This window comes from Rhodococcus sp. YH1, assembly GCF_009939605.1.
Lineage (GTDB): Bacteria > Actinomycetota > Actinomycetes > Mycobacteriales > Mycobacteriaceae > Rhodococcus > Rhodococcus aetherivorans.
Genome location: NZ_WVTE01000277.1, coordinates 20,920 through 46,248, shown reverse-complemented (window position 1 = coordinate 46,248; position 25,329 = coordinate 20,920). Strand labels below are relative to the sequence as shown.

Annotated in this window: 22 protein-coding genes and 1 pseudogene; 15 read left to right on the top strand and 8 right to left on the bottom strand. The window is 70.5% G+C overall.

Annotation, left to right across the window (positions count from 1 at the left end; translation table 11 throughout):
- Nucleotides 1-23: 23 nt before the first annotated feature.
- The 3 genes from AIIKEEIJ_RS28830 (at nucleotide 24) to AIIKEEIJ_RS28820 (ending at nucleotide 2,991) form a co-directional block, all read left to right on the top strand.
- Nucleotides 24-764: a TetR family transcriptional regulator gene (locus tag AIIKEEIJ_RS28830; RefSeq protein WP_006930316.1), complete on the top strand. Its 741-nt coding sequence runs from the start codon at nucleotides 24-26 to the stop codon at nucleotides 762-764.
- 160 nt (nucleotides 765-924) lie between these two features.
- On the top strand, nucleotides 925-2,082 hold the full coding sequence (locus AIIKEEIJ_RS28825; protein ID WP_006930317.1) for an acyl-CoA dehydrogenase: 1,158 nt from the start codon (nucleotides 925-927) through the stop codon (nucleotides 2,080-2,082).
- Between the two features lie 60 nt (nucleotides 2,083-2,142).
- The gene (locus AIIKEEIJ_RS28820; RefSeq protein WP_029546354.1) at nucleotides 2,143-2,991 is read left to right on the top strand and encodes a 3-hydroxybutyryl-CoA dehydrogenase; all 849 of its coding nucleotides are present in this window, start codon (nucleotides 2,143-2,145) and stop codon (nucleotides 2,989-2,991) included.
- 110 nt (nucleotides 2,992-3,101) lie between these two features.
- Here the strand turns inward: AIIKEEIJ_RS28820 and AIIKEEIJ_RS28815 are convergent, their stop codons facing one another.
- Genes AIIKEEIJ_RS28815 through AIIKEEIJ_RS28805 form a run of 3 tightly spaced genes read right to left on the bottom strand, consistent with a single transcriptional unit; the run spans nucleotide 3,102 to nucleotide 6,090 of the window.
- Entirely contained in the window at nucleotides 3,102-3,746 is a 645-nt protein-coding gene (locus AIIKEEIJ_RS28815) for a GTP pyrophosphokinase (RefSeq protein ID WP_006930319.1), read from the bottom strand.
- The gene (locus tag AIIKEEIJ_RS28810) at nucleotides 3,718-5,052 is read right to left on the bottom strand and encodes an MFS transporter (protein ID WP_161997111.1); all 1,335 of its coding nucleotides are present in this window, start codon (nucleotides 5,050-5,052) and stop codon (nucleotides 3,718-3,720) included. Before AIIKEEIJ_RS28810 ends, AIIKEEIJ_RS28815 begins: the two co-directional genes overlap by 29 nt.
- Nucleotides 5,053-5,094: 42 nt before the next feature.
- Complete coding sequence (locus AIIKEEIJ_RS28805) at nucleotides 5,095-6,090, bottom strand: aldo/keto reductase (protein WP_161997110.1); 996 nt, start codon at nucleotides 6,088-6,090, stop codon at nucleotides 5,095-5,097.
- Nucleotides 6,091-6,221: 131 nt separating this feature from the next.
- Between AIIKEEIJ_RS28805 and AIIKEEIJ_RS28800 the strand changes: the two genes are divergently transcribed.
- Together AIIKEEIJ_RS28800 and ilvD are read left to right on the top strand one after the other, a co-directional pair.
- A complete protein-coding gene (locus AIIKEEIJ_RS28800) occupies nucleotides 6,222-6,794 on the top strand; it encodes a TIGR03086 family metal-binding protein (RefSeq protein ID WP_006930322.1) in 573 nt (190 codons plus the stop codon).
- Entirely contained in the window at nucleotides 6,791-8,614 is a 1,824-nt protein-coding gene (gene ilvD / locus AIIKEEIJ_RS28795; protein WP_202917739.1) for a dihydroxy-acid dehydratase, read from the top strand. The genes AIIKEEIJ_RS28800 and ilvD overlap by 4 nt, the downstream gene beginning before the upstream one ends.
- 53 nt (nucleotides 8,615-8,667) lie before the next feature.
- Here the strand turns inward: ilvD and AIIKEEIJ_RS28790 are convergent, their stop codons facing one another.
- Nucleotides 8,668-9,030 (bottom strand): ArsR/SmtB family transcription factor, encoded by a 363-nt coding sequence (locus AIIKEEIJ_RS28790; protein ID WP_006930324.1) that lies wholly within the window; start codon nucleotides 9,028-9,030, stop codon nucleotides 8,668-8,670.
- A 115-nt stretch (nucleotides 9,031-9,145) separates the two neighbouring features.
- On the bottom strand, nucleotides 9,146-10,270 hold the full coding sequence (locus tag AIIKEEIJ_RS28785; protein ID WP_238406620.1) for an MBL fold metallo-hydrolase: 1,125 nt from the start codon (nucleotides 10,268-10,270) through the stop codon (nucleotides 9,146-9,148).
- Between the two features lie 191 nt (nucleotides 10,271-10,461).
- On the opposite strand from AIIKEEIJ_RS28785, the gene AIIKEEIJ_RS28780 reads away from it, so the two are divergent.
- From AIIKEEIJ_RS28780 to AIIKEEIJ_RS28760, 5 genes are read left to right on the top strand one after another with little or no spacing between them, the layout of a single operon-like run.
- Nucleotides 10,462-10,971 carry a DsrE/DsrF/DrsH-like family protein gene (locus AIIKEEIJ_RS28780; RefSeq protein ID WP_006930336.1) on the top strand — a complete coding sequence of 170 codons (510 nt, stop codon included), beginning with the start codon at nucleotides 10,462-10,464 and terminating at the stop codon, nucleotides 10,969-10,971.
- 24 nt (nucleotides 10,972-10,995) lie between these two features.
- A complete protein-coding gene (locus tag AIIKEEIJ_RS28775) occupies nucleotides 10,996-11,229 on the top strand; it encodes a sulfurtransferase TusA family protein (RefSeq protein ID WP_006930338.1) in 234 nt (77 codons plus the stop codon).
- Nucleotides 11,230-11,233: 4 nt separating this feature from the next.
- Nucleotides 11,234-12,754 carry a 4Fe-4S dicluster domain-containing protein gene (locus tag AIIKEEIJ_RS28770; protein ID WP_006930340.1) on the top strand — a complete coding sequence of 507 codons (1,521 nt, stop codon included), beginning with the start codon at nucleotides 11,234-11,236 and terminating at the stop codon, nucleotides 12,752-12,754.
- A 42-nt stretch (nucleotides 12,755-12,796) separates the two neighbouring features.
- On the top strand, nucleotides 12,797-15,664 hold the full coding sequence (locus AIIKEEIJ_RS28765) for a molybdopterin-dependent oxidoreductase (protein WP_161997108.1): 2,868 nt from the start codon (nucleotides 12,797-12,799) through the stop codon (nucleotides 15,662-15,664).
- Complete coding sequence (locus AIIKEEIJ_RS28760) at nucleotides 15,661-16,797, top strand: P-loop NTPase (RefSeq protein ID WP_161997107.1); 1,137 nt, start codon at nucleotides 15,661-15,663, stop codon at nucleotides 16,795-16,797. The genes AIIKEEIJ_RS28765 and AIIKEEIJ_RS28760 overlap by 4 nt, the downstream gene beginning before the upstream one ends.
- A gap of 26 nt (nucleotides 16,798-16,823) precedes the next feature.
- Here the strand turns inward: AIIKEEIJ_RS28760 and AIIKEEIJ_RS28755 are convergent, their stop codons facing one another.
- Complete coding sequence (locus tag AIIKEEIJ_RS28755; RefSeq protein ID WP_006930345.1) at nucleotides 16,824-17,486, bottom strand: hypothetical protein; 663 nt, start codon at nucleotides 17,484-17,486, stop codon at nucleotides 16,824-16,826.
- 44 nt (nucleotides 17,487-17,530) lie between these two features.
- Nucleotides 17,531-18,316, bottom strand: a complete 786-nt coding sequence (locus tag AIIKEEIJ_RS28750) for a DUF6319 family protein (protein WP_161997106.1) — start codon at nucleotides 18,314-18,316, stop codon at nucleotides 17,531-17,533.
- Between the two features lie 145 nt (nucleotides 18,317-18,461).
- Between AIIKEEIJ_RS28750 and AIIKEEIJ_RS28745 the strand changes: the two are divergent.
- Nucleotides 18,462-19,496: pseudogene (locus AIIKEEIJ_RS28745) on the top strand (adenylate/guanylate cyclase domain-containing protein).
- Nucleotides 19,497-19,688: 192 nt separating this feature from the next.
- Nucleotides 19,689-20,630, top strand: a complete 942-nt coding sequence (locus AIIKEEIJ_RS28740) for a diiron oxygenase (protein WP_161997105.1) — start codon at nucleotides 19,689-19,691, stop codon at nucleotides 20,628-20,630.
- A gap of 85 nt (nucleotides 20,631-20,715) precedes the next feature.
- Here the strand turns inward: AIIKEEIJ_RS28740 and AIIKEEIJ_RS28735 are convergent, their stop codons facing one another.
- Nucleotides 20,716-21,642 (bottom strand): DUF5996 family protein, encoded by a 927-nt coding sequence (locus tag AIIKEEIJ_RS28735; protein WP_338021029.1) that lies wholly within the window; start codon nucleotides 21,640-21,642, stop codon nucleotides 20,716-20,718.
- Between the two features lie 249 nt (nucleotides 21,643-21,891).
- Here AIIKEEIJ_RS28735 and AIIKEEIJ_RS28730 point away from each other — a divergent pair, with 249 nt between their 5' ends.
- From AIIKEEIJ_RS28730 to AIIKEEIJ_RS28720, 3 genes are all read left to right on the top strand, one after another.
- Complete coding sequence (locus AIIKEEIJ_RS28730; RefSeq protein ID WP_161997103.1) at nucleotides 21,892-23,004, top strand: glutamate--cysteine ligase; 1,113 nt, start codon at nucleotides 21,892-21,894, stop codon at nucleotides 23,002-23,004.
- A gap of 174 nt (nucleotides 23,005-23,178) precedes the next feature.
- Complete coding sequence (locus AIIKEEIJ_RS28725; RefSeq protein WP_006930353.1) at nucleotides 23,179-23,691, top strand: OsmC family protein; 513 nt, start codon at nucleotides 23,179-23,181, stop codon at nucleotides 23,689-23,691.
- A 276-nt stretch (nucleotides 23,692-23,967) separates the two neighbouring features.
- Nucleotides 23,968-25,293, top strand: coding sequence for a bifunctional o-acetylhomoserine/o-acetylserine sulfhydrylase (locus tag AIIKEEIJ_RS28720; protein WP_065922022.1), 1,326 nt, complete (start codon nucleotides 23,968-23,970; stop codon nucleotides 25,291-25,293).
- Nucleotides 25,294-25,329 lie beyond the last annotated feature (36 nt).

Below are 25,329 nucleotides of genomic sequence, written 5' to 3'. Positions count from 1 at the left end.
CCGCGGATTGGATACTGAGAACCATGGCACTCGGTCCCGACTCCGCCCGCCGCATCGACGCGACCGGCCCCGATCCCGCCCAGTTCCGGGTGCACGTGGTGACGCAGGCGATCCGCCTGTTCTCCGAGTACGGCTACGAGTCGACCACCGTCGAGCAGATCGCGTCGGCCGCGGGAGTGTCGCGACGGACCTTCTTCCGGCAGTTCCGCTCGAAGGAGGACGTGATCTTCGCCGATCACGAATCGCTGCTCGAGCAGGTCGGACACTATCTGTCGGGGAACTTCGACGATCCGTGGGCGGCCGCCGCCGAGGCCGCCGAGCTGGTGTTCGGGCACTTCCGGGACAAGCGGGAGCTTGCGGTGTGGCGGTATCGCGTGGTGCAGCGGGTGCCTGCGCTGCGCGAGCGGGAGCTGGTCACGACGTACCGCTACGAGCGCCTGTTCACCGACTACCTGCGCTCGGCGGTGCCGTCGGAGTCGGGGGTGCGGATCGTCAGCTTCGCGGCCGCGATGACCGCGACGCACAACTTCCTGCTGCGCGCGATGATCCGCGGCGACGAGTCCGCGACGGCTGAGGAACTGCGCCGCGCGCTGCTCGAGGTGCGGCGCTCGTTCGGCGTCGCACCGGGGCAGAGCGCCGCGCCGGCCGTCGGTCCGGCGCGAGACGCCGAGCGCGCGATCACGGTGGTGACCTATCCCCCGGGCACGTCGCCCGCGGAGGTCGCCCGCCAGGTGCAGGCGCAGCTCGAGGCGGCGTCGGACTGACGTCAATGGGGTGGCCGACGATCCACCACCCCATTGACGTGGCACTGAGTGCCGTGGTTCACTGGAACCGATTTCGTGACGTCGCGAGCCCTCCACTCAGTAGGATGGATGCGACACCCAAACAAGAACTGGCACTGCGTGCCGATAGGAGTCCGCCGTCATGGCCTTCAACCCGGAGTTCGGTCTGTTCAAGCTGGGCGAGGAGCACGATGAGCTCCGCGCCGCCATCCGCGCGCTGGCCGAAAAGGAGATCGCGCCCTACGCCAAGGACGTCGACGAGAACTCCCGCTTCCCGCAGGAGGCCCTCGACGCCCTCAACAAGTCCGGCCTGAACGCGATCCACGTCCCCACGGAGTACGGCGGCGACGGCGCCGACTCGGTCGCCACCTGCATCGTCATCGAGGAGGTCGCCCGCGTCTGCGGTTCGTCCTCGCTGATCCCGGCCGTGAACAAGCTCGGCACCATGGGCCTGATCCTGTCCGGCTCCGAGGAGCTCAAGCAGAAGGTCCTGCCCGACCTGGTCAAGGGCGACATGGCGTCCTACGCGCTGTCCGAGCGGGAGGCCGGCTCCGACGCCGCGGGCATGCGTACCCGCGCCAAGGCCGACGGCGACGACTGGATCCTCAACGGCTCCAAGTGCTGGATCACCAACGGCGGCAAGTCCAGCTGGTACACCGTCATGGCCGTCACCGACCCCGACAAGGGCGCCAACGGCATCTCCGCGTTCATGGTCCACAAGGACGACGAGGGCTTCGTCGTCGGCCCCAAGGAGAAGAAGCTCGGCATCAAGGGCTCCCCGACCGCCGAGCTGTACTTCGAGAACTGCCGCATCCCCGGCGACCGCATCATCGGCGAGCCCGGCACCGGCTTCAAGACCGCCCTCGCGACCCTCGACCACACCCGCCCCACCATCGGCGCGCAGGCGGTCGGCCTCGCGCAGGGTGCGCTCGACGCGGCGATCGCCTACACCAAGGACCGCAAGCAGTTCGGCAAGCCGATCTCCGACTTCCAGGGTGTGCAGTTCATGCTGGCCGACATGGCCATGAAGGTCGAGGCGGCACGCCTGATGGTGTACACCTCCGCGGCGCGCGCCGAGCGCGGGGAGCCGAACCTGGGCTTCATCTCCTCCGCCGCCAAGTGCTTCGCCTCCGACGTCGCGATGGAGGTCACCACGGACGCCGTGCAGCTGTTCGGCGGTGCCGGCTACACCACCGACTTCCCGGTCGAGCGGATGATGCGCGACGCCAAGATCACCCAGATCTACGAGGGCACCAACCAGATCCAGCGGGTCGTCATGTCCCGCGCGCTGCTCCGCTGACGCGGCGGCAGTAAGTTCACCCTGGTCCAACCTTCGTATCGAGGAGAATCTCCCGTGGCAGTGGAATTGATCGGTGTAGTCGGTGGCGGCACGATGGGGGCCGGCATCGCCGAGGTGTGCGCCAAGGCCGGCAGCGACGTGATCGTGCTCGAGACCAGCGAGGAGTTCGCCGACGCGGCCCGCAAGCGCGTCTCCGGCTCGATCGGCAAGGGCGTCGCCCGCGGCAAGATCACGCAGGAGGAGGCCGACGCCGCGATCGCGCGGGTTCGGGTCACCACCGATGTCGCCGATCTCGCCGACCGTGATCTCGTCATCGAGGCGGCGCCCGAGATCGAGTCGCTCAAGGTCGACATCTTCACCAAGCTCGACGCGGTCGTGAAGCCCTCCGGCATCCTGGCGACCAACACGTCGTCGCTCCCGGTGATCAAGATGGCCCAGGCGACGTCGCGTCCGGGACAGGTGGTGGGTGTGCACTTCTTCAACCCGGTGCCGGTGATGCCGCTGGTGGAGATCATCTCGGCGCTGACCACCGAGGAGGAGACGGCGAACGCCGTCTTCGACTACGTCAAGAACACCCTCGGCAAGATGACGGTCCGCGCGGGCGACCGCGCCGGCTTCATCGTCAACGCGCTGCTGATCCCGTACCTGACGTCCGCCGTGCGGATGCTCGAGTCGGGCTACGCGACGAAGGAAGACATCGACGCCGCGATGAAGGGCGGCTGCGGCTACCCGATGGGCCCGCTCACCCTCATCGACACCGTCGGTCTCGACGTCACCCTCAACGCCGCCCAGTCGCTGTACGACGAGTTCGCCGAGCCGCACTACGCGCCCCCGGCGCTGCTGCGCCGCATGGTCGACGCCGGCCGCCTCGGCCGCAAGACCGGCCAGGGCTTCTACAGCTACAACTGAGCCCCGCAGCACGAACCCCGTCGCGACGCGCTCGCGGCGGGGTTCGTCGTATCCGTGATCCCCCGCGCGCATCGGTGCCGTCCGCGCGCGGCCACGCCGGGCGAGCGGACCTACGCCGGGGGTGCGTCCCGGTCCGCCTCGGACCGCTCCTCCACGTGCCGCTGCAACGCGCCGATCCGCAAGTCGAGATCCCGGGCGCTCTCCGCGGCGGCGCGCAGTTCGTCGAGCATCTCCCGCGGGACGTGACCGTCGAACTCGGTGCGCAGCCGCGTCGCCACGCTCTCCCACGACTCCATGACCCCGGTGCGGATCTGCACCTCCACGTACACGGTCCGCACCCGGCCGGTCGACGCCACCGGCACCTCCACGACGAGGCACAGCCCGCGGTACCCGTCCGGGCCGGCGCGCTTGATGTAGTCCCTCGCCTCGATCACCCGCACGTCCCGCCGGGCGACGAGCAGGTCCCGTACGCGGTACACGTCGGCGGTGACGGCGCACGTGAGCCGGATCCCGGCGACGTCCCGCCCGAGGTCCTCGACCCGCAGCGGTGGATCGGCCTCGTCCAGGACCGAGTCGGGCGTGGTCAGCCACGTTTCGGCATGCTCGACGGGATCGTAACCGTGGGTGTCGGCGAACTCGCTGCGGACGATGTCGATCTTCGTCCGCAACTCTTCGACACCGAACCCGCAGGTCTTCAGGAACCGAGCCAGATCCCGCCGGAGGATGTCAGTCCGCCCGGGTCCGCTCCCCGTCATCGCCAGCCTCCTCGATCCGCGTCTGCGAATTCGCCGGCCCCGCGCGACGACCGTCGCGCAGCACCTGCCGCAGCGTCCGCGGCGACACGCCCGCCTCGCGGCGGGCCTTGCCGCGGGTGACGAGCACCCCGATGATCGCCACGACCCACACGGGATACTGCGCCAGCCAGGCGACCCGGAACGCCTCGAAGGTGTAGCCGCCGAGACGCTGCAGAATCAACCCCATCGCCTGAATCACCAGCAGGGACGCCAGGAATCCACCGATGTTGACCATGCCCTGGGCGGTGCCGAGCGCGGTGCTCGGGTTGAATGTCCGCGCATAGTCGAATCCGATCATAGACCCGGGTCCGCCCACCGAGATGGTCACGATCAGGAGGACGAGCAGCCACATCGGGGCCGGCGCCGGCAACAGCAGCACGACCGTCCACATCGCGGCGTTGCTCACCATGATCGACAGCACCAGCCACGAGCGGTGCAGCGGGAACCGGCCGCTGAGGATCCCGAGCACCGGGCCGGCCGCGATCGCCGCGACCACGGAGAGGGTGAGCAGCGAACCGGCGGCCGCCGCGGACAGGCCCTGCGCGGACTGGAGGTACGGCACGCCCCACAGCAACGCGAACGTGGTGATGGAGAATTGGGTGCCCATGTGGGTGAAGAAGCCGAGCCGTGTGCCCGGTCTGCGCCACACCACCCCGATCTGCCCGAGCACCTGCCGCATCCCGGCAGCCTCGGTCCGCACGACCACCCCCGGCGGCGCGTCGCGCACCACTGCGACCGCGAGCACGCAGGCGAGCACACCGAGCGCCGCGGCACTCGCGAACGCCGCGCTCCACCCCGCTCCGCCCAGGATCAGCACGAAGGGCAGCGCCGAGAGCACCTGACCCAGCTGCCCCAGGATGCCGGTCAGCTGCGACACCAGCGGCACCCGCCGCGTGTCGAACCACACCGGCACCAGCCGCAGCACCGAGATGAAGGTCAGCGCGTCGCCCGCCCCGACGAAGACGCGGGCCGCATAGGCGGCGGGCAGGGACTCGGTGAACGCCAGCACCAGCTGCGCCACCGCCATGATCGCCGCACCCGAGGCGATCATCACCCGGGAACCGAACCGGTCGAGCAGCACCCCGGCCGGGATCTGCATGCTCGCGTACACCACGATCTGCAGGACCACGAAGCCCGACAGCACGGCCGGGGTGATGTCGAAGCGTTCGGTCGCGGCGAGTCCGGATACGCCGAACGACGTGCGATGCATGACGGCCACGACATAGGCGAGGACACCCACGCCCCACACCCACCAAACCCGTTTCATGATGAAACGACCCTACGCGGCGACGCGACTACCCGCCGGTAGTCACTCCCGGCCCCACGACACCCAGGTCGGGTCCGCGGCCCGCCCACCCACGACCGCGTCGGCGAGGATGTCGAGCCTGGCGACGTGCTCGTCGGTGAGACGCACGTCGAGCGCGCCGGCATTCTCGGTGACCCGCGCGGCGGAGCGGCTGCCCGGGATCGCCACCGACGGCAGCCCGAACTGCCGCGCCTTGGCGTCGAGCCACGCCAGCGCCACCTGCGCGATCGTCGCGCCCACCTCGTCGGCCACCGCGCGCACCGCGGCACGCACCTGCAGGTTCGCGGGCAGCGCGTCGGCGGCGAATCGGGGGAAGCGCCGGCGCAGGTCCTTCTCCCCGATCCGGGCGGCATCGAACGCGTCGGTGAGCAGACCTCGGCTGACCGGCGAGTACGGCACGAAGCCGATGCCCAGCTCGGCGGCGGTCGGCACGACGTTCTTCTCGACGTCCCGGGAGACGATGCTCCACTCGGACTGGATCGCGGCGATCGGGTGCACGGCGTGCGCGCGGCGCAGCTCGTCGCCGGTGGCCTCGGACAACCCGATGTGCCGGATCTTGCCGGCCTGCACCAGCTCGGCCAACGCGCCGACCGTGTCCTCGATGGGCACGTCCGGGTCCACGCGGTGCAGGTAGTACAGGTCGACGCGGTCCACCCCGAGCCGGTCGAGGGACTCGTCGAGGGCCTTCTTCGCGTACTCGGGACGGCCGTCGATGCCGCGATTACCGCTGCCCAGCGCGCCGACGAGCCCGAACTTCGTGGCCACCTGCACCTCGTCCCCGCGGTCATGCAGCAGCTTCCCGACGACCCGTTCGCTGGTGCCGTCGCCGTAGACGTTCGCGGTATCGACGAACGTGACCCCCAGGTCGACGGCGTGATGCAGCGTCGCCAAGGCCTCGTCGAGATCGACGGGGCCGTAGGCGGGCGAGACCGACATCGCGCCGTATCCCTGTGCGCTGACGGTCAGGCCGGGGGCGAGCTCGACGGTGGGGACGGGCATGACTTCTCCAGTACTGTCCGGACGATCGGGGGACCGCACCAGGTGCGGCGACACCGATCCTTCCGAACATCGCGGGCCGCCGCACGCCGGGAAACCCGATGCCGCCGCCACCGCCCGCCTAGTCTGAATCCATGTCGTACGACTGGCTCGAACTGCAGCACATCGCCCGGCAAGGTTTCGAGAGCCGGCTCTCGGCGGTCACCGACTGGTCCGCCCCCACCCCCGACACCGAATGGGACGTCGCCACCCTGGTCCGGCACGTCGTGGACGAGCAACGGTGGGTGCCGCCGCTGCTCGCCGGCAGGACGATCGCCGAGGCGGAGGCCGAACTCGACCCGCTCGGCGACGACCTGTCCGCCGAATGGGACCGGCACGCCGTCGACGCCTCCGTCGCGTGGGCGTCCACCGACCCGGACAAGCAGGTGCACCTGTCCTACGGGATGGTGCCCGTCCGCGACTATCTGCGGCAGCAGGTCGCGGACATCGCGATCCACACGTGGGACCTGGCCCGGGCCGTGGGGGCCGACGAACGCCTCGATCCCGACCTGGTGGCGGCCGTGTGGGAGGACATACAACCGCAGCGGGACATGCTGGCCGCGAGCGGGCTGTTCGCGCCGCCCGTGCCGGTGCCCGACGACGCGGCCGTGCAGGACCGGTTGCTGGCGCTGACCGGGCGTGATCCCCGACCGGGAGGAACGCGATGAGCACGCCGACCGAGCCGGAGGCGAGCAGCGCGACCGAGCCGGAGGCGAGCAGCGCGACCGAGCCGGAGGCGAGCAGCGCGACCGAGCCGGAGGCGAGCAGCGCGACCGAGCCGGAGGCGAGCAGCGCGACCGAGCCGGACATCAAGCCCCGCAGCCGCGACGTCACCGACGGCCTCGAGAAGACCGCGGCGCGCGGCATGCTCCGCGCGGTCGGCATGGGCGACGACGACTGGGGCAAGCCGCAGATCGGGGTGGCCTCGTCGTGGAACGAGATCACCCCGTGCAACCTGTCGCTGGACCGGCTGGCGCAGGCGGTCAAGGACGGCGTGCACGCCGCCGGCGGGTATCCACTCGAGTTCGGCACGATCTCCGTCTCCGACGGCATCTCGATGGGCCACGAGGGGATGCACTTCTCGCTGGTGTCGCGGGAGGTGATCGCCGACAGCGTGGAGACGGTCATGCAGGCGGAGCGGCTCGACGGGTCGGTACTGCTCGCAGGATGCGACAAGTCCCTGCCCGGAATGCTGATGGCCGCCGCGCGTCTCGACCTGGCGGCCGTGTTCCTGTATGCGGGGTCGATCCTGCCGGGCGTCGCGAAGCTGTCCGACGGATCCGAACGCGACGTGACGATCATCGACGCCTTCGAGGCGGTCGGCGCCTGCGCCCGCGGGCTGATGAGCCGGGAGGACGTCGACGCGATCGAGCGGGCCATCTGCCCCGGCGAGGGCGCGTGCGGCGGCATGTACACGGCGAACACGATGGCCAGCGCGGCCGAGGCGCTCGGCATGTCGCTGCCGGGAAGCGCGGCGCCGCCGGCGACGGACCGCCGCCGCGACGGGTACGCCCGCCGCAGCGGGCAGGCCGTGGTGAACCTGCTGCGCCGCGGCATCACCGCCTCCGACATCCTCACGAAGGAGGCGTTCGAGAACGCGATCGCCGTGGTGATGGCGTTCGGTGGGTCGACCAACGCGGTGCTGCATCTGCTCGCGATCGCGCACGAGACGCAGGTCGAGCTGAGCCTGGACGACTTCTCCCGCATCGGTGCGCGCGTCCCGCACCTGGCCGACGTCAAGCCGTTCGGCCGGCACGTGATGCAGGACGTCGACCGCATCGGCGGCGTGCCGGTGATCATGAAGACCCTGCTCGACGCGGGCCTGCTGCACGGCGACTGCCTCACCGTCACCGGGCGGACCGTCGCCGAGAACCTGGCCGAGATCGCTCCGCCCGACCCGGACGGGAAGGTGTTGCGCGCACTGAGCGAACCCATCCATCCCACGGGGGGCATCACGATCCTGAAGGGCAGCCTCGCCCCGGGCGGCGCGGTGGTGAAGTCCGCCGGGTTCGACGAGTCGGTGTTCGAGGGCACCGCCCGGGTCTTCGAGCGCGAGCGTGCCGCGATGGACGCGCTCGAGGACGGCACGATCACCGCGGGAGACGTGGTGGTGATCCGGTACGAGGGCCCGAAGGGCGGGCCGGGAATGCGGGAGATGCTCGCCATCACCGGCGCGATCAAGGGTGCCGGCCTCGGTAAGGACGTGCTGCTGCTCACCGACGGGCGGTTCTCCGGCGGCACGACGGGCCTGTGCGTCGGGCACGTGGCTCCCGAGGCGGTGGACGGTGGCCCGATCGCCTTCGTCCGCGACGGCGACCCGATCCGCCTCGACGTCGCGAACGGCACCCTCGACGTGCTGGTCGACGAGGACGAACTCGCGTCCCGCCGGCAGGGGTGGGAGCCGCTGCCTCCCCGCTACACCCGCGGGGTGCTGGCCAAGTACACGAAGCTGGTCGGTTCGGCGTCGAGCGGCGCGGTCTGCGGCTGACCCGATTCGCGGATCCGTCGAGGCGGTGGAGAATCGGCCTGCGCGACGGCGCCCTACAGATCGAGGCCGAGGTCGACGTCCCGGCCGTCGAGGGCGCCCCGCAGGATCGCCTGGTCGGCCAGGTCCTCGGCCAGGAATTCCCGGAGCAGGTCCACCGCCTGCACGATCTTCCGGCTGCGCAGCGAATAGAAGACGTTGTTGCCGGAACGTCGCGCGTTCACGATGCCGCGCTCGCGGAGAACGGACAGATGCTGGCTGGCGTTGGACTGGCTGAAGCCCAGCGCCTCGCACAGGTCACCGACGCTGAGTTCGCCGTCCCGCAGCTCGTTGATGATGAGCAGTCGCTTGGGGTCGGCGATGGCCTTGCAGACTCGGGCGTGGAGTTCCTGCAACTGTGCCGCGATGTCCTGTTCCATCACCCCTCCGAACCGAGCGTCGGGTGCCGATTATAGGTGCGCCGGCCGGGCGGCAGCGGATCGCGGCGGGGCGCCGGCCCGGCGAGCGCGACGGTGCCGTCGGTGGCCGCACCGCTCAGTGGGCGGTCTTCAGCGAGGTGGCTGCCGCGCATTGGTTGCGGCCGACGTCGAGGACCTCGAGCTCGTCGTCGGCGGGGGCGAGTTGTCCGGCGTTCACGCGGCGGATCGTCTCGTAGGTGTGCGGGGCTGCGGGCAGCGAGTTCACGATCTGCTCGACGAAGCGTTCGAGGGCGTGCTCGTTCAGCAGTGTGGCGGTGAAAACCTCCTCCAACGTGGTGACGACCAGTCCTTCGGCGTTGATCTCCTCGCTGCTCGACCAGTGGGCCGGGGCGATCATCGTTCGCGGGTCGAGGGGGCGCAGCCTGTCGTGCACGCTGCGGAACAGATCCCGCGCCAGCTCCTCGGCCCGGCCGGTCAGGTCGGGCCGGCCGAGTCCCCGGACGAAGACGGTGTCGCCGACGAGCAGGACCGAATCGCTGACCAGCAGCGCCGTCGTGCCGGGGGTGTGGCCCGGCAGGTGCATGGTCATGGCCCGGACGACGGTGGACCCCAGGTCGAGTGCGTCGCCCTCCTTCAGCGGCCGGTTGGGGAACGGGACGATGCCGCCGGCGTCCTCCGGCGGCAGGTGATACTCCGCCTCGAGCCGGGCGGCCAGTGCCGGGCCACCACTGACATGGTCCGCGTGCACGTGGGTGTCCACGACGTGCACGATCGAAACATCTTGCATTCGAGCAAGTTCCAGGTATGCCTCGGTCGATCTGGCGGGGTCGACGACGATGCCGCGGCCGCCGGGCACGCCGACGAGGTACGACAGGCAGGCCTTCGCCGGGCGCTGGAACTGCCAGATGCGCACGTCGCCGGGGAGTCCGGTGATCTCGACGGGAACGAGGAGCCGGTTCCACGCGTCGGTACCGCCCTCGAGGGAGCGGGTGCGCAGGCCCAGCGTCTCGAACTCCTCGGCGACCAGTTCGGAGCCGTTGCCCTGTCCGCAGACGACGACGGCGCCCGCCCGCGTGACGGCGGCCTGTTCCTCGAGTTCTTCCATCACCCGATAGACCGGGACGTGGCGAGTGGGAACGGGCCGGGGTCCTTCGATCCGGCCGGCCCGGAAATCCTCGGTGCTGCGGATGTCGAGGATCTCGGGAACGGTGCCCGCCTGGAGCTCGCGAAACAGTTCCAACGCTGTGACGGTATCGGCCACGTGTCCTCCCAGGGACGAAACGGGCGGGTGGTCCGCACACCGGGAGGGTGACTTTCCGAACCATCTTGCGGTATGCGCATACACGAATGTAGTGTTCTGGATCACATATCGCAACACTCCGCGCGAAGGCCGCACGAGGCCTCCCCGGCAACCACGAAAGGGGCCGGCGCATGTCGGACAACCCGCAGCGTGACGTCGACGACGCCCCGGAGAGCATGACGATCGTGGCGTGGAGCGGCGATCTGGACAGAATGTGGCCGACCCTGATCCTCGGCTCCACCGGCGCCGCCTACGGCATGTCCACGACGATCTTCTTCACCTTCTGGGGACTGTTCCCCCTGGTGCGCGACGACGTCCGGATCACCGGCACCGACGCGATGACCAAGGCGCTGGCCGGCATGAACCGGCCGGGCATGCGGCACATGAAGCTGTCGAAGCTCCACCTGGCCGGCGCCGGGCCCTGGATGATGAAAAGACTTGCGCGCCAGAAGAACGTGGCCCACCCGGCCGAGCTGGTCGAGATGTGCACCGAGCTGGGCGTGAACCTGTGGCCGTGCGAGATGACCATGGACCTGCTGGGCCTTCGCCGCGACCAGCTCCTCGAGGGAGTGGGCGAGCCCGTCGGTGCCGCCACCGCCCTGTCCGCGATGAGCAGGTCCCAGATCAGCCTCTTCATCTGACCCTTCCGAACCCAGGAGCGGACCGTGGACTACCAGATCGACGTCGTCGTCGACGCCAAGGGACAGAAATGCCCGATGCCCGTGCTGCTCGCCTCGCGTGCGATCAAGAAGCTCGAGGCCGGGCAGATCCTGCTCGTCGAGGCCACCGACGGCGGATCGAAACGCGACATCCCGTCGTGGGCGACCGACACGGGAAACGAACTGCTGGAGAACAACAGCGAGGACGGCGTCCACCGCTACCTCATCCGGAAGAAGTGAGACGGTGCGCTACGGCTTCGCGATCGATCAGCGCACGTGCATCGGCTGCCACGCCTGCACGGTCGCCTGCAAGACCGAGCACGAGGTACCGCTCGGCCAGTTCCGCACGTGGGTGAAGTACGTCGACGCCGGTGAGTTTCCGAACACCACAAGATCTTTCGGTGTGATGCGCTGCAACCACTGCACCGACGCACCGTGCGTGAAGATCTGCCCCACCGGCGCGCTGTTCAAGCGCGACGACGGAATCGTCGACTTCGACAACGAGCGCTGCATCGGCTGCAAGAGCTGCATGCAGGCGTGCCCCTACGACGCCATCTACATCGATCAGGACACCCACACCGCGGCGAAGTGCAACATGTGCGCGCACCGCGTCGACAACGACATGGAGCCTGCCTGCGTCGTGGTGTGCCCCACCCACTCGATCTGGGTCGGCGACCTCGACGACCCGACCAGCGGCATCGCCACCCTGGTCAGCACGCAGCAGACCGCCGTGCGCTCGCCGGAACAGAACACCGGGCCGAACGTCTTCTATCTCGGTGCCGACCGGGCGGTCCTCGATCCGCTGGTCGCCCCGGTCGCCGACACCTACATCTGGGCCGAGCCGGACGCGCACCGCCGCGAGACCGCGGCCGACCTGCCCGGGGATCGCACCACGAAGGCGCGCACCACGCTGAACACCGCGCATCCCCGGCCGTGGGGATGGCGCGTGACGACCTACCTGTGGACCAAGGCCGTCGCCGCCGGCGCCCTCGCCGTCGCGGGGCTGGCCCACATCCTGGGCATCGACCTGGGGTGGCTGGGTGACTACGCGGCGCCCGCAGTGGCCATGGCGGGCGCGGCCCTCACCGGAGTCCTGCTGATCTGGGACCTGAAGCGGCCGGAGCGTTTTCTCTACATCTTCCTGAGATCCAACTGGTCCTCGTGGCTCGTGTGGGGCGCCTACGCGCTGGCCGCCTTCGGCGGGGTAGCCGCCCTGTGGGTCCTCGCCGCCTTCCTCGGATCGGCTTGGGGCGCAACCGTGCTCGCCTGGGCCGCCCTGGTCTCCGGGGCGCTGGTCGCCGGCTACACCGGTTTCCTCTTCGGGCAGGCCGAGGGCCGCGACCTGTGGCAGTCACCGTTGTTGTTCTGGCACCTGCTGGTTCAGGCCGCCATGGTCGGGACCGGGGCGCTGCTCGTCGTCGCGCCGTTCGCGGGTCTCTCCGACGGGGCGGTCGGCTTCCTCGTGCGCGTCTTCGTGCTCTCGACCGGACTGCACCTGCTGATGCTGCTCATCGAGTACTCCGGCCGGCACGCCAGCCGGCAGGCGACCCTGGCCGCGCACATCATCACCCGCGGCCGCTACGCCCGGCTGTTCTGGCTGGGGGCGATCGTCCCGGCAGTGGTGGCGGCCGCACTGGCCGCCCCGTCGTGGAACGGCTCCGCCGGTGCCGTCCTCCTCGTCGCGGCCGGCCTGCTGACGCAGATCTCACTGCTGGCCTACGAGACTGCGTTCGTCCGGGCGGGCCAGGACCCACCCCTGTCGTGAGCGGCCCGACCGGCACCCGACCACCCACCCGAAGGGAACCCCATGACTGCCGAGACGGAGCACACCCCGACCGGGGCGGCGCTGCCCGGTCAGCGCACGCACGAGCGGCTGCGGAACTTTCCTCCGGTCGAAAACTGGGACCACCACGTCGAATACGACGCCAAGGCCCACCCTCGTAAGGTGCCGCACGAATACATGCTGGTGCCCACCACCTGCTTCAACTGCGAATCGGCGTGCGGCCTGCTCGCGTACGTGGACAAGTCCGACCTGTCCATCAAGCGGCTCGAGGGGAACCCGGCGCATCCGGGCTCACGCGGACGCAACTGCGCCAAGGGTCCCGCGACCATCAACCAGATCAAGGACCCCGAGCGCATCCTGTACCCGCTCAAGCGCGTCGGTGCCCGCGGCAGTGGGCAGTGGGAGCGCATCGGCTGGGACGAGGCCCTCGACGACATCGCCGCCCGGATCCGGGCCGCCATCGTCGAGGACCGCCGGGACGAGGTCGTCTACCACGTGGGCCGACCCGGCGAGGACGGCTTCGCCGAGCGGTTCCTGCTGGCGTGGGGGGTGGACGGACACAACAGCCACACCAACATCTGCTCCGCCGGCGCCCGGCTGGGCTACGCCCTGTGGGGTGGCTACGACCGGCCCTCACCGGACTACGCGAACGCCAAGGTCATCCTGCTGATCTCGAGCCACCTCGAGACCGGGCACTACTTCAACCCGCACGCGCAGCGGATCATGGAGGGCAAGGTCGAGGGCGGCGCCAAGGTCGTCGTGCTCGATCCGCGGCTGTCGAACACCGCGTCCCACGCCGACCTGTGGATCGCCCCGTGGCCCGGCAGCGAGGCGGCGATCCTGCTGTCCGTCGCGTCGTACCTGCTGCGCACCGGCCACATCGACCGGGCATTCCTGCGCCGCTGGGTGAACTGGCCCACCTACATGAAGCACCGCCACCCCGACCTGCCCGCCGACGACTTCGACGTGTTCGTCGGCGCACTGACCGAGGACTACGCCTGCTTCACCTTCGCCTTCGCCGCGCAGGAGGCGCAGGTACCCGAGAAGCAGATCGCCGAACTCGCCCGGATCGTCGCCACCGCCGGCTCGGCCCTGTCGGCGCACGTGTGGCGGGCGGCGACCGCCGGCAACCTCGGCGGGTGGCAGGTCTCGCGGGCCCTGTTCTTCCTCAACGTGCTCACCGGCAGCGTCGGCACCAAGGGCGGCACCAGCCCCAACGGCTGGGACAAGATCATCGCCCACGGCCCGAACCTGCCCCAGGGACACGAGTCCTGGAACGAGCTGCTCTGGCCCCCCGAGTTCCCCCTGTCGACCAACGAGATGTCGATCCTGCTGCCGCATCTGCTCCAGGACGGCCGCGGCACGCTGTCGATGTACTTCTCGCGCGTCTACAACCCGGTGTGGACCAACCCCGACGGCTTCAGCTGGCTGGAGGCCCTGACCGACGAATCGCTCGTGGGCTGCCACGTCGCACTCACCCCCACGTGGTCCGAGACGGCAACCTTCGCCGACTACGTCCTGCCCATGGGGCACAGCACCGAGCGGCACGACACCCAGTCCTACGAGCAGTACGCCGGCAAGTGGCTCGGATTCCGCCAGCCCGTCACCCGGGTGGCGCTCGAGCGCATGGGCCGGAGCGTGTCCGACTCCCGCGAGTCCAATCCCGGAGAGGTGTGGGAGGAGAACGAGTTCTGGTTCGAGCTGTCCTGGCGCATCGACCCCGACGGCAGCCTCGGCATCCGCAAGTTCTTCGAATCCCCCTACCGGCCCGGGCAGAAGGTCACCGTCGACGAGTACTACCGGTGGGTGTTCGAGAACAGCGTGCCCGGCCTGCCGAAGGCCGCGGCCGACCAAGGGCTCACCCCACTGGAGTACATGCGCAGATACGGCGTCTTCGAGGTCGCCAAGGACACCTACCGGCTCGACGAGCGGCCGCTGACGGCCGCCGAGACCGAGGGGGCGGACCCGGACGAGCACGGGGTGCTGCGCAAACCCGTCACCCTGGACTCGACCCCGCCGCTCGTCGGCGAGGCGGGTGCCGTCGGTGTCGTCCACGAGGACGGCAGCAGGACCGCCGGGTGGCTCACCCCGTCGCGCAAACTCGAGCTGTTCAGCGAGACCATGGTCGACTTCGGGTGGGAGGAGTACGCCACGCCCGGCTACATCGAGTCCCACGTCGGGCACCGCTCGATCGACCCGGCGAACAACGAGATCGTGCTCGTGCCGACCTTCCGCCTGCCGACCCTGGTCCATACCCGGTCCGCGAACGCGAAGTACCTCAACGAGATCAGCAACACGCATCCGCTGTGGACGAATCCCTCGGACGCCGCGCGCTTCGGCGTAGGCACGGGTGACCTGGTCCGGGTCAACACCGAGATCGGGTACTTCGTGGCCCGTGTGTGGGCGACCGAGTCGATCCGCCCCGGCGTCCTCGCGCTCTCGCACCACATGGGCCGCTGGCGCACGTCCGAGAACGCCGGATCCCGTTGGGCTATGGGCCTCGTCGATCTCGACAACGACGGAGACGGGGTGTGGCGGTTGCGCTACAAGCAGGGCGTACAGCCGTTCCGCAGCGACGACCCGGACAGCGAGCGGATCTACTGGGACGACCCCGGCGTGCATCAGAACCTCGCCTTCGCCGTGCACCCCGACCCGCTGTCGGGCATGCACTGCTGGCACCAGAAGGTGCGCGTGGAGAAGGCCCACACCGACGACCGGTACGGCGACGTGGTGGTGGACACCCGGCGGTCCCGCGAGGTCTACCGCGCCTGGCTGGCATACACCCGGCCCGGCCCCAGCCGGTCCGGGCTGCGCCGCCCGGAGTTCCTGATGCGCCCGGTCAAACCCCGCCGGCGTGCCTTCCGCGCGCCCGGGACGGAGGAGCGAACATGAGCCTGCTGTCGCGGAGGACGTCCGGCCCGGCGGTCTCCGCGGCTGCGGTGCGTGCCGCGCTGGCCCGGGTCGAGGATCCCGAGCTGCATCTGCCGCTCGAGCAGGCCGGCATGCTCGGCGAGGTGAGGATCGATCGCTCCGGACTCGTCCGGGTGACCGTCCGGCTCACCACCTCCTCGTGTCCGATGCAGGCCTCCCTCTCCGCCGACGTCACCGCGGCCGCCGGGGCAGTCGCCGGCGTGACCGGCGTCGAGGTCGTCTTCACGGCGATGAGCGAAACCGAGCGGAGGCGGCTCGCCGCCCGCTTGCGCGGCACGAGACCCGCGGACGCTCCCCCCTTCGGTCCCGATTCGGCGACCCGGGTGTACGCCGTGGCCTCCGGCAAGGGCGGCGTCGGCAAGTCGACGCTCACGGCCAACCTCGCGGTGGCGCTGGCCCAGCAGGGCTGGCGGGTCGGCGTTCTCGACGCCGACGTCTGGGGTTACTCCGTTCCGCATCTGTTCGGGGTGCGCCGCGCACCGGTCGCCCTGCACGGAACGATGCTGCCGGTCGAGGCGTTCGGCGTCGCCCTCATGTCCGTCGGGTTCTTCGTCCGCGACGACGAGCCGGTCGTCTGGCGCGGCCCCATGCTGCACAAGGCGATCGAGCAGTTCCTGCGCGACGTGTACTGGGGTGAACTCGACGTCCTGCTCATCGACCTGCCACCGGGCACCGGAGATGTGACACTCTCGCTGCTCGAACTCGTGCCGGACGCGGCGCTCCTCGTCGTCACCACGCCCCAGCCGGCGGCCCAGACCGTCGCCCAACGGGTGGGCCGCATGGCGCGTGACCTGCGGATGCCGGTCGCGGGCGTCGTGGAGAACATGTCGGCGCTGGTGTGCTCGTCGTGCCACGCGAGCACACCGTTGTTCGGTACCGGAGGCGGCGAGCGCCTCGCCCGGGCCGTCGCGGCACCGCTCCTCGGGCAGGTGCCCCTCGACCTCGACCTGCGCGCGGCGGGCGACAGCGGTATCCCGGCCATGGTGGCGACGCCGCACGCCCATTCCGTCTCGCAGATCCGGCAGATCGCCGCGGCCCTGCCGGCCCCGAGACGAAGCCTCGTCGGCCGGCCGCTACCGCTGTCGGTCCCGTAGCCGGCCGACGAGCCCGCGCCTGTACGTCAGATGGGGCGGTAACCCGCGCCGACGCCGCCCCGGGCGTCGACGTCGCCGAGGATCGTGACGAAGTTGGTGCCCACCTCCGGGCCGATGCACGGTGTGAGCAGGTAGGCGTTGACCATCGCGACGAGCGTCGTGCCGACGACCAGCGGGGCGCCGGAGTCGCCCTCGACGACGCACACCTGCGTCCAGGTCTCCTGGGAATTGAACACGTCGCCCCACACGACACCACAGGTGTTGCCGGTGGTGCGGCCTTCCTTGCACGCCACGTTGGGGAACCCCACGGGGGTGCCGACGCCGGTGATGGTGACGTTGCCGACCCGGTTCACCGGCGCGACGCGGCCGCGGTCGAACTCGATCACCGAGTAGTCGAGCACCTCGTTGGTGCCGACGATGCGCCCGACGACCCCGGCCCCGGGGTCCGCCTCGGACTTCACGGTCGTCCCGGGACCGCCGCAGTGGCCGGCGGTGAAGCCGACGAGCCGGCCGGCACGGTCGTTGCCGATCGTGGCGAGCGTGCAGTCGAACAGATCCTCGGATCCGTTGCCGAGCGTGATGCCCGACCCGCCCCCGAGCGGAACCGGCGGCGCCGCCACCGCGACCCCCGTCCCACCTGTCAGCAGTGCGACCCCCGCGACGATCGCCATCGCAACGCGCTTGAACATGAGCCCTCCCGCCCGGCCGGTTCCGGCCGCATCAGCGGATCAGACTACCCGGTCGGGCCCGATCCCAGGCTCTCCAACGCCTTTCTGGCCTCCTCGAGTTCGCGGCTGAGCTGCGCGACGCGTTCCTCCGCGGCCTGGCGCGCCGCGTCGATCACGGACCGGACCGCCTCGAGGGCCGCCTCGTCGCCGAGCTCGAGCACGGCGCGCTCCACGGCGTCGGGGCTGACGGGATTGGCCTTGCTCAGGCGCCGGGTGCCCTGCGCGACACCGACCGTCCACTCCTGCTCGGGGTCGATGGTGATGGTGACGGTCACGCCGGGCTGCTTCTTGGGCCGGCGCGACGCCGCCTTCGGCTTCGGGGTCGCGCCGGTCTGCGGTTCGGGTGCGGTCGGCGGCACGGTGGTGGTCTCCTTCGTGGCGGGGGTGGATGCCGGGGACGACGAGCTCTTCGGGGCGGGAGCGCGGGAGGGACCCGACGTGGTGGGCTGCGACGCGGACGTGCGCGGGGTGGTGGGGCGCGGGGTGGTGGGGCGCGGGGTCGATCGATCCGCGGCCTTGCGGACCGGCTTCGACGGCTCCTTCGTCAGACGCAGCTCCTCGGCCTCGAAGGGCAGCTCGTCGTCGACGCCCTTGGGACGGACGGTGACCGTGCGGCCCGACACCGACACCGCCCGGGCCGACGCGCCCGGCGCGATACCCAGGCTCGGAATGCCCTCGATGAGATAGACGGTGGCGCGGCGACCGTCCGCGACGGCGGTGGACAGCTCGGCGAGCTGCTCCTCGGTGAGATGATCCGGGCCGGTTGTGCCGGCTCGTCTGCGGGGCGGCATGCCACGTCCTTTCGGGCTGGGTGGTGCAGGAGGCGCGATCACTGTCGCACACAGGTGCGACACTCTCGCGGATTCGTTGCGCGCCCGAACCGAGGTGGGCCATGCTGGGTCGGCCGGTCACGTTCGGCGGCCGGGAAGGAGCGACGTGAGCGCGTCGGAGCAACCGGAGCTCGAGCCCGAGCTCCTGCAGGCCGTGCAGGCCGAACTCGAGCGGACCCTGCTCGGCGGCGAGCGCCGCTACACCCAGCGGGAGAGCGCCGACCTGGCCGGGGTGGACTCCGAACGCGCCCAACGGCTCTGGCAGGCGCTCGGATTCACCGTGGATCCGGACCCGAACGCGCGGACCTTCACGGACGGCGACGTCGCGGCGCTGCGGAACATCGACGCGATCGTGGCGAGCGGCGCCCTGCACCCCGACCTGGAACTGGCGGCCGCGCGGTCGCTGGGACAGTCCATGTCGCGGCTGGCCGAGTGGGAGGTGGCCCTGATGAACACCCACATCCTCGATCGGCTCGAGACCGAGTACACCGGGACCACCCCCTCCGAGCGGGAGATCCGGTCGTTCGTCGACGAACTGCTGCAACGGGTCCTGCCCCTGACCGAGACCTTGCAGCTGTACGTGTGGCGACGGCACCTGGCGGCAACGACGGGACGCAACGTGGTGCGGGCCGGGGGCGAGTCGGCCGGCCGGGTCCTGGTCGTCGGCTTCGCCGACATGGTGGGGTACACGCGCCTGACCCGTCGGATCGACGCCGACGAGCTCAACGACCTGCTCGAGGACTTCGAGTCGACCGCGACGGGGATCGTGACCCAGGGCGGCGGCTGGGTGATCAAGACCGTGGGCGACGAGGTGATGTTCGCCGCCTAGGATCCGGCGGACGCCGCACGGATCGCGCTGGCGCTGCAGGAGTCGTCCGGCTCCCGTCCCGACGCCCCGGATCTCCGGGTGGGAATGGCGCAGGGGCCGGTGCTGGCCCGGTTCGGGGACGTGTTCGGGTCGGCGGTCAACATCGCAGCGCGGCTGACCGGTGCCGCGCGGCCGGGAACGGTGCTGGTCGATTCGACCCTCGCCGGCGTGCTCGACGGCGACGACCGGTTCCGGCTGCGTCCCCTGCGCGCGCTGCGGGTCAAGGACTTCCACCGGCTGCGGCCGTCGGTGCTGCGTCCGCCTCAGGACTGAGCGGTGCCCGTGCCCGACGGGTTCGCGGCGGGCACGTCGTCGACGATCCGCCCGCATGCGTCGCGGCCCGTGCTGGCGGGCGCGGTGCCGTGCGCGTGGTGGTCCGGGCCGGAAGTCACCGTTGTGCGACGGCGGCCGTCGAGGTAACCTCGGATTAACAGTTACCAGTCGTCACACTAAAAAGGTGGAGACATGACCGCATCGCTCACCCGCCCGTCGGAAGCCGAGAGCACGGGCTTCGTCCCCGGCGTCCCGCTCTCCGACCGCGAGGAGACGGCGCAGCGCCTGCTCGCCTCGTCGGCCCGCAAGTCCTACGACCCGACGGTCGAGGTCGACTGGGAGGCCCCCGTCCCCGCCGACAAGTACGGCATGACCCCCGAGTGGAGCACGCTGTACGGCACCGCGCTGTGGGACGAGATGACCGAGGAACAGCGCATCGAGCTGACCAAGCACGAGGCCGCGAGCGTCTCGAGCGTGGGTCTGTGGTTCGAGATCCTGCTCATGCAGATGCTGCTGCGCGACGTCTACAACCGCGACAAGCACTCCCGCCACGTCCAGTTCGCCCTCACCGAGGTCGCCGACGAGTGCCGTCACTCCGTCATGTTCGGCCGCGCCGGTGAGCGCCTCGGCATGCCGGACTACGGTCCCGCCCGCTACATCCACCGCCTCGGCCGGCTGTGGGGCGGATTCTTCCGGGGCGCCAACGCCTACGCGAGCGTCATGGCCGCCGAGGAGATCCTGGACATGATGCAGCGCGACTTCATGCGCGACGAACGCGTCCAGCCGGTCACGCGCACGGTCAGCAAGATCCACGTTCTCGAGGAGGCCCGGCACATCCGGTTCGCCCGTGAGGAGGTCGCGCGCCGCCTGGCCGGCGCGAGCCGCGCCCGCCTGCAGTTCGAGCGCATCAACACCGCCGTGACCGTGTACTTCGTGGTCAAGAGCATGATCCACCCCGACGTGTACAGCAACGCGGGCCTCGACCGCGGCCGCGCAATCACCGAGGCCCGGAACAACACCCACTACCACGACCGCGTGCGCAAGTCCGGCGCCAAGCTGATGACGTTCCTCGACAGCGTCGGCCTGATCGGCGGGCCGTCGAAGGTCCTCTACAAGAAGGTCCATCTCCTCTGAGCCGTCACCCCGGGGGTCGCGCGAGCTCGCGGGGTCTCGCGCGACCCCGCCCTGTCCTCGGGCCGTCCGGATTCGTCGAGCGTGCTCACTGCGGTCGACGCTCGAGGTAGGCCCGATCCCAGTGGCCGAGCTCGGCGGCTGCCTCATAGGTGCTGCGCAGGAACCGCAGCAGTTCCGCGTCGGGGTCGGCGGCGGTCCGCACCGCCTCGTACGGCAACAGGAACTCCCCCAGCTCGGCGGAGTAGTACGCGGCGTCCGGGCGCACCGGATGCTCGGCGAAGCCCTCCGGCGCGGGATAGGCGTAGGAATAGAAGGCCCCTTCGTCCGCACCGCCGGGCCAGAATCCGCAGCTGCTGAGCTCGTGCGAGTAGGCCTCGGTCATCACCCAGTCGGCGCAGTTGGGGATTCCTCCGGGGTGCGGTGGCGCGGTGCGTCCGGAGAAGCGGGTACAGGCGAGATCCATCGCGCCCCAGAAGAAGTGCACCGGACTGACCTTGCCGAGGAAGTCCCCTCGGAACTCGTGGAGGATGCGGTCGGCCTGGAGCAGTTGCCGCCAGAAGAGGTGGGCCGCATCGGGGTCGTACGTGTTGTGCTCGCGGTCCTGCGCGAACGGGATCGCCGGATCCACCTCGTTGGGGGTGCCCTGGATTCGCGTGGCGATGCCCAGCTCGTCCAGGGCGCCCAGAGTGCGGGAGTAGAAGTCCGCCACCGATTGTGCGGTGAGCGGGACGAAACGGCTGCCGCCGTCGCTCGAGCGGATGTGCAGGCGGTGCTCGCAGAAGTCGAACTCGATGTCGAAGGCGGCGTGCCGGTAGGGGATCGACGAGGTGCCCAGCCCGCGTGGAGTGACATACAGCGTCGCCTGCCACCAGTGGTTGACCATCGGCGCGTGGGCCAGCCGGATCTTGCCGACGATCTGCAGCCACATGTGCAGGGTGTCCCGAGTCGCGGCCCAGTCGGCCGTGCGCAGAGTCGGCCACGCCCCTCCGGGAACCGGTGTCGATTCGTTCACTACGCCTCCCACGGTCCGGGAATCGACCCTACTCGGCCGGACCGCCGGCCGGGGCGCTGTCGACGGGATTCTCCGCTCCGGCCGAGGCACCGGTCCTGTGCGTGTTCGTCGCCCGCGGCGCCGGGGAGGGCCGTACCGTGCGGGCGGCGACGCACGCCGATCGGCAAACCCGGATTCGTGCAAGTGCTGCAGCACCGTCACCGGCGGCGCAGAATTCAGGTACGAACCGCGAGTCCCGCCGGGAGCACCATGGCCACATCGTCCGACCTCCCCACGGTGGGGGTCGAGGAGGAGTTCCTCCTCGTCGACGCGGAAACCGGGGAACCCGCCGTCAACAACTCCGAGGTCGTCGCGCAGGCCCGCGACCTCGGCGTGGAACTGCAGTACGAGCTGGACCGGTGTCAGGTCGAAACGGCGTCGGACGTGTGCCACGACGCCCTCGAGCTGTACACCGACCTGTCCACCCGGCGGTCCCTGGTCGCCGAGGCCGCCCGCCGCTGCGGCTCCCGGCTGGTGGCGGTCGGTGTCCCGGTCGTCGGGTCGCGCGAGCTGCCGGTCACGGCGAAGCCGCGCTACCTGCGCATGGAACGCGTCTTCGGCATGCTGGCCCGGGAACAGGGCATCTGCGGCTGTCACGTGCACGTGGCCGTGCCGGATCGCGCCACCGCCGTGCAGGTGAGCAATCATCTCCGGCCGTGGCTGCCGTCCCTGCTGGCGCTGTCGGCCAACTCCCCGATCCACCGCGGCATCGACACCGGGTACGCGAGCTGGCGCTCGATCCTGTGGTCGCGCTGGCCGAGCGCCGGTCCGCCACCGTACTTCTCGTCCCTCGAGGAGTACGACCGCACCGTCGCGGCGATGCTGGAGTGCGGCAGCATCCTCGACAAGGCGATGGTCTACTGGGACGTCCGTCCGTCGACCAATTTCCCCACCGTCGAGGTGCGGGTGTGCGATGTCCCCTCGACCGTCGCCGAGACGGTCCTCGTGGCCGTCCTCGTCCGCGCTCTGGTGCTCACCGCTCTGCGCGCCCTCGATGCCGGCCGCATCGCCGAGCCGTTCTCCTCCGAAGTGCTGCGGGCCGCGTACTGGCGCGCGGCGCACGACGGGCTGCCCGGTGACGGCATCGACCTTCCGTCGACCGCCCGTCGCCCGACCGCGCACCTGCTCCGGGCGATGATCGAGCACGTCCGGCCGGCCCTCGAGGACCTCGGCAGCTACCAGCACGCCCGCGAGGGTCTGCACACCGTGCTGGCGTGCGGCAACGGCGCCGTCCGGCAGCGGCGGGTGCTCTCGGCCGGCGGTACCGCCCGGGACGTGATCGCCCGGCTGGCCGAACTGACGCCCGCCGGGTGCACCCACTGAGCCGCGGAACACACGCACCTATCCCTAGCTTTCCGGTCGGGAATTGGTTACGGTCTGCGCCGTGCTCCTGCTGACCCGTCGCCGCCACATCGACTTCGCCCGCACGGCGACGTCCACGTGTCCGTGCCCGTAGGCCCGTCCCTCCCCCGAACCGACTGTCGAGGAAGCACATTCATGACCACTGCTCCGTCCACCCACCTGCGCGCCGTCGTCGACACGAATCGTGAGGCGATCGCCGACGACCCCACCCGGGCTCACGCCGTCTTCCGCGCCGAAGCGCACGGGCACGACGCCGTCGCCAGCACCGTCGCCCTCGGCAGGTTCAGCGTCGAGGTCGACGAACCGCCGGCCCTGGGCGGGGAGAACACCGCACCGAACCCCGTCGAGTACTACCTCGCCTCGCTGCTGTCCTGCCAGGTGGTGACCTACCGCGTCTGGGCGGAGCGGCTCGGGATCCGCGTCGACGACATCTCGGCGCGCGCCGAGGGCGATCTGGACGTGCGCGGGTTCTTCGGCTTCGACGACGTCCGCCCCGGATTCGGGGAGGTGCGGGTCGCCGTCACGCTGTCGGGACCGGAGCCGCGCGAACGCTACCTCGAACTGCAGGAAGCGGTGGACGCCCACTGCCCCGTCCTCGATCTGACGCGCAACCCCACCCCGGTGCGGACCGTGGTCGAGATCGCGTGAATTCCGGGGAGCGCTGGTCGGCGCCCCGCACACCAGATAGTGTCGGGCGCGTGAGCCGGACACGAATGCAGGCAATGCCGGGGCCTTCCGCCCGCTGCCGGGCCGTGCGCATGTGTATCTGCGGGTGTCCAGCCGCCTGACCGGCCGCACCCGGACCTCGCCCGTATCGGGCATCCCGATTGTGCATCCGACGTGGCGTTCCCCGTGTCGAGTTCCGCGCGGGAACCGTCACGTCACCTCGAGACGATTGTCGAACGAAAGACGGAGCAGCAACCCATGAGCGAAACCCCCGCAACCGATCCCGCCGCCGGCTGGAGCTTCGAGACCAAGCAGATCCACGTGGGCCAGCCCGGCGGCGGCGACACCCGCGCCCGCGCCCTGCCGATCTACCAGACCACCAGCTACACCTTCGACAGCACCGACCACGCCGCCGCCCTGTTCGGCCTCACCGAACCGGGCAACATCTACACCCGCATCATGAACCCCACCCAGGACGCGGTCGAACAACGCATCGCCGCCCTCGAAGGCGGCGCCGCCGCCCTGCTGCTGTCCTCCGGCCAGGCCGCCGAAACCTTCGCCGTGCTCAACCTCGCCGCCGCCGGCGACCACCTCGTCTCCAGCCCCTACCTCTACGGCGGCACCTACAACCTGTTCCACTACACCCTGCCCCGACTCGGCATCGAGGTCACCTTCGTCGACGACCCCGACGACCTCGACCAGTGGCGCGCCGCGATCCGCCCCACCACCCGCGCCTTCTACGGCGAAACCATCGCCAACCCCAAGAACCACCTCCTCGACCTGCCGGGCATCTCCGGGGTGGCCCACGAGCACCACCTGCCGCTGATCGTCGACAACACCGTCGCCACCCCCTACCTGATCCGCCCCCTCGAGCACGGCGCCGACATCGTCGTGCACTCGGCCACCAAATACCTCGGCGGCCACGGCACCGCCATCGCCGGCGTCCTCGTCGACGGCGGCACCTTCGACTGGACCGCCACCGGCCCCGACGGCACCGCGCGGCACCCCCAGTTCGTCACCCCCGACCCCAGCTACCACGGCGTGGTCTACGCCGACCTCGGCGCCCCCGCCTACGCCCTCAAGGCCCGCGTGCAACTGCTGCGCGACCTCGGCGCCGCGGTCTCCCCGTTCAACGCCTTCCTCATCGCCCAGGGCCTGGAAACCCTGTCGCTGCGCATGGAACGGCACGTCGCCAACGCCGCCCGCGTCGCCGAGTTCCTCACCACCCGCCCCGAGGTCACCGCGGTGTCCTACGCCGGCCTGCCCTCCTCCCCCTGGTACCGGCGCGGCCGGCAGCTCGCCCCCCGCGGCACCGGCGCCATCGTCACCTTCGAACTCGCCGGCGGCGTCGACGCCGGCAAGAAGTTCGTCGACGCACTGACCCTGCACAGCCACGTCGCCAACATCGGCGACGTCCGCTCGCTGGTCATCCACCCCGCCTCCACCACCCACTCCCAGCTCACCGCCACCGAGCAACTCGCCGCCGGCGTCACCCCCGGCCAGGTCCGCCTCGCCGTGGGCATCGAAGGCATCGACGACATCCTCGCCGACATCACCACCGGCCTCGAGGCCGCCGGCGCCTGATCACGGCCGCACGCATCGATCCCGCCCCGGATGCCG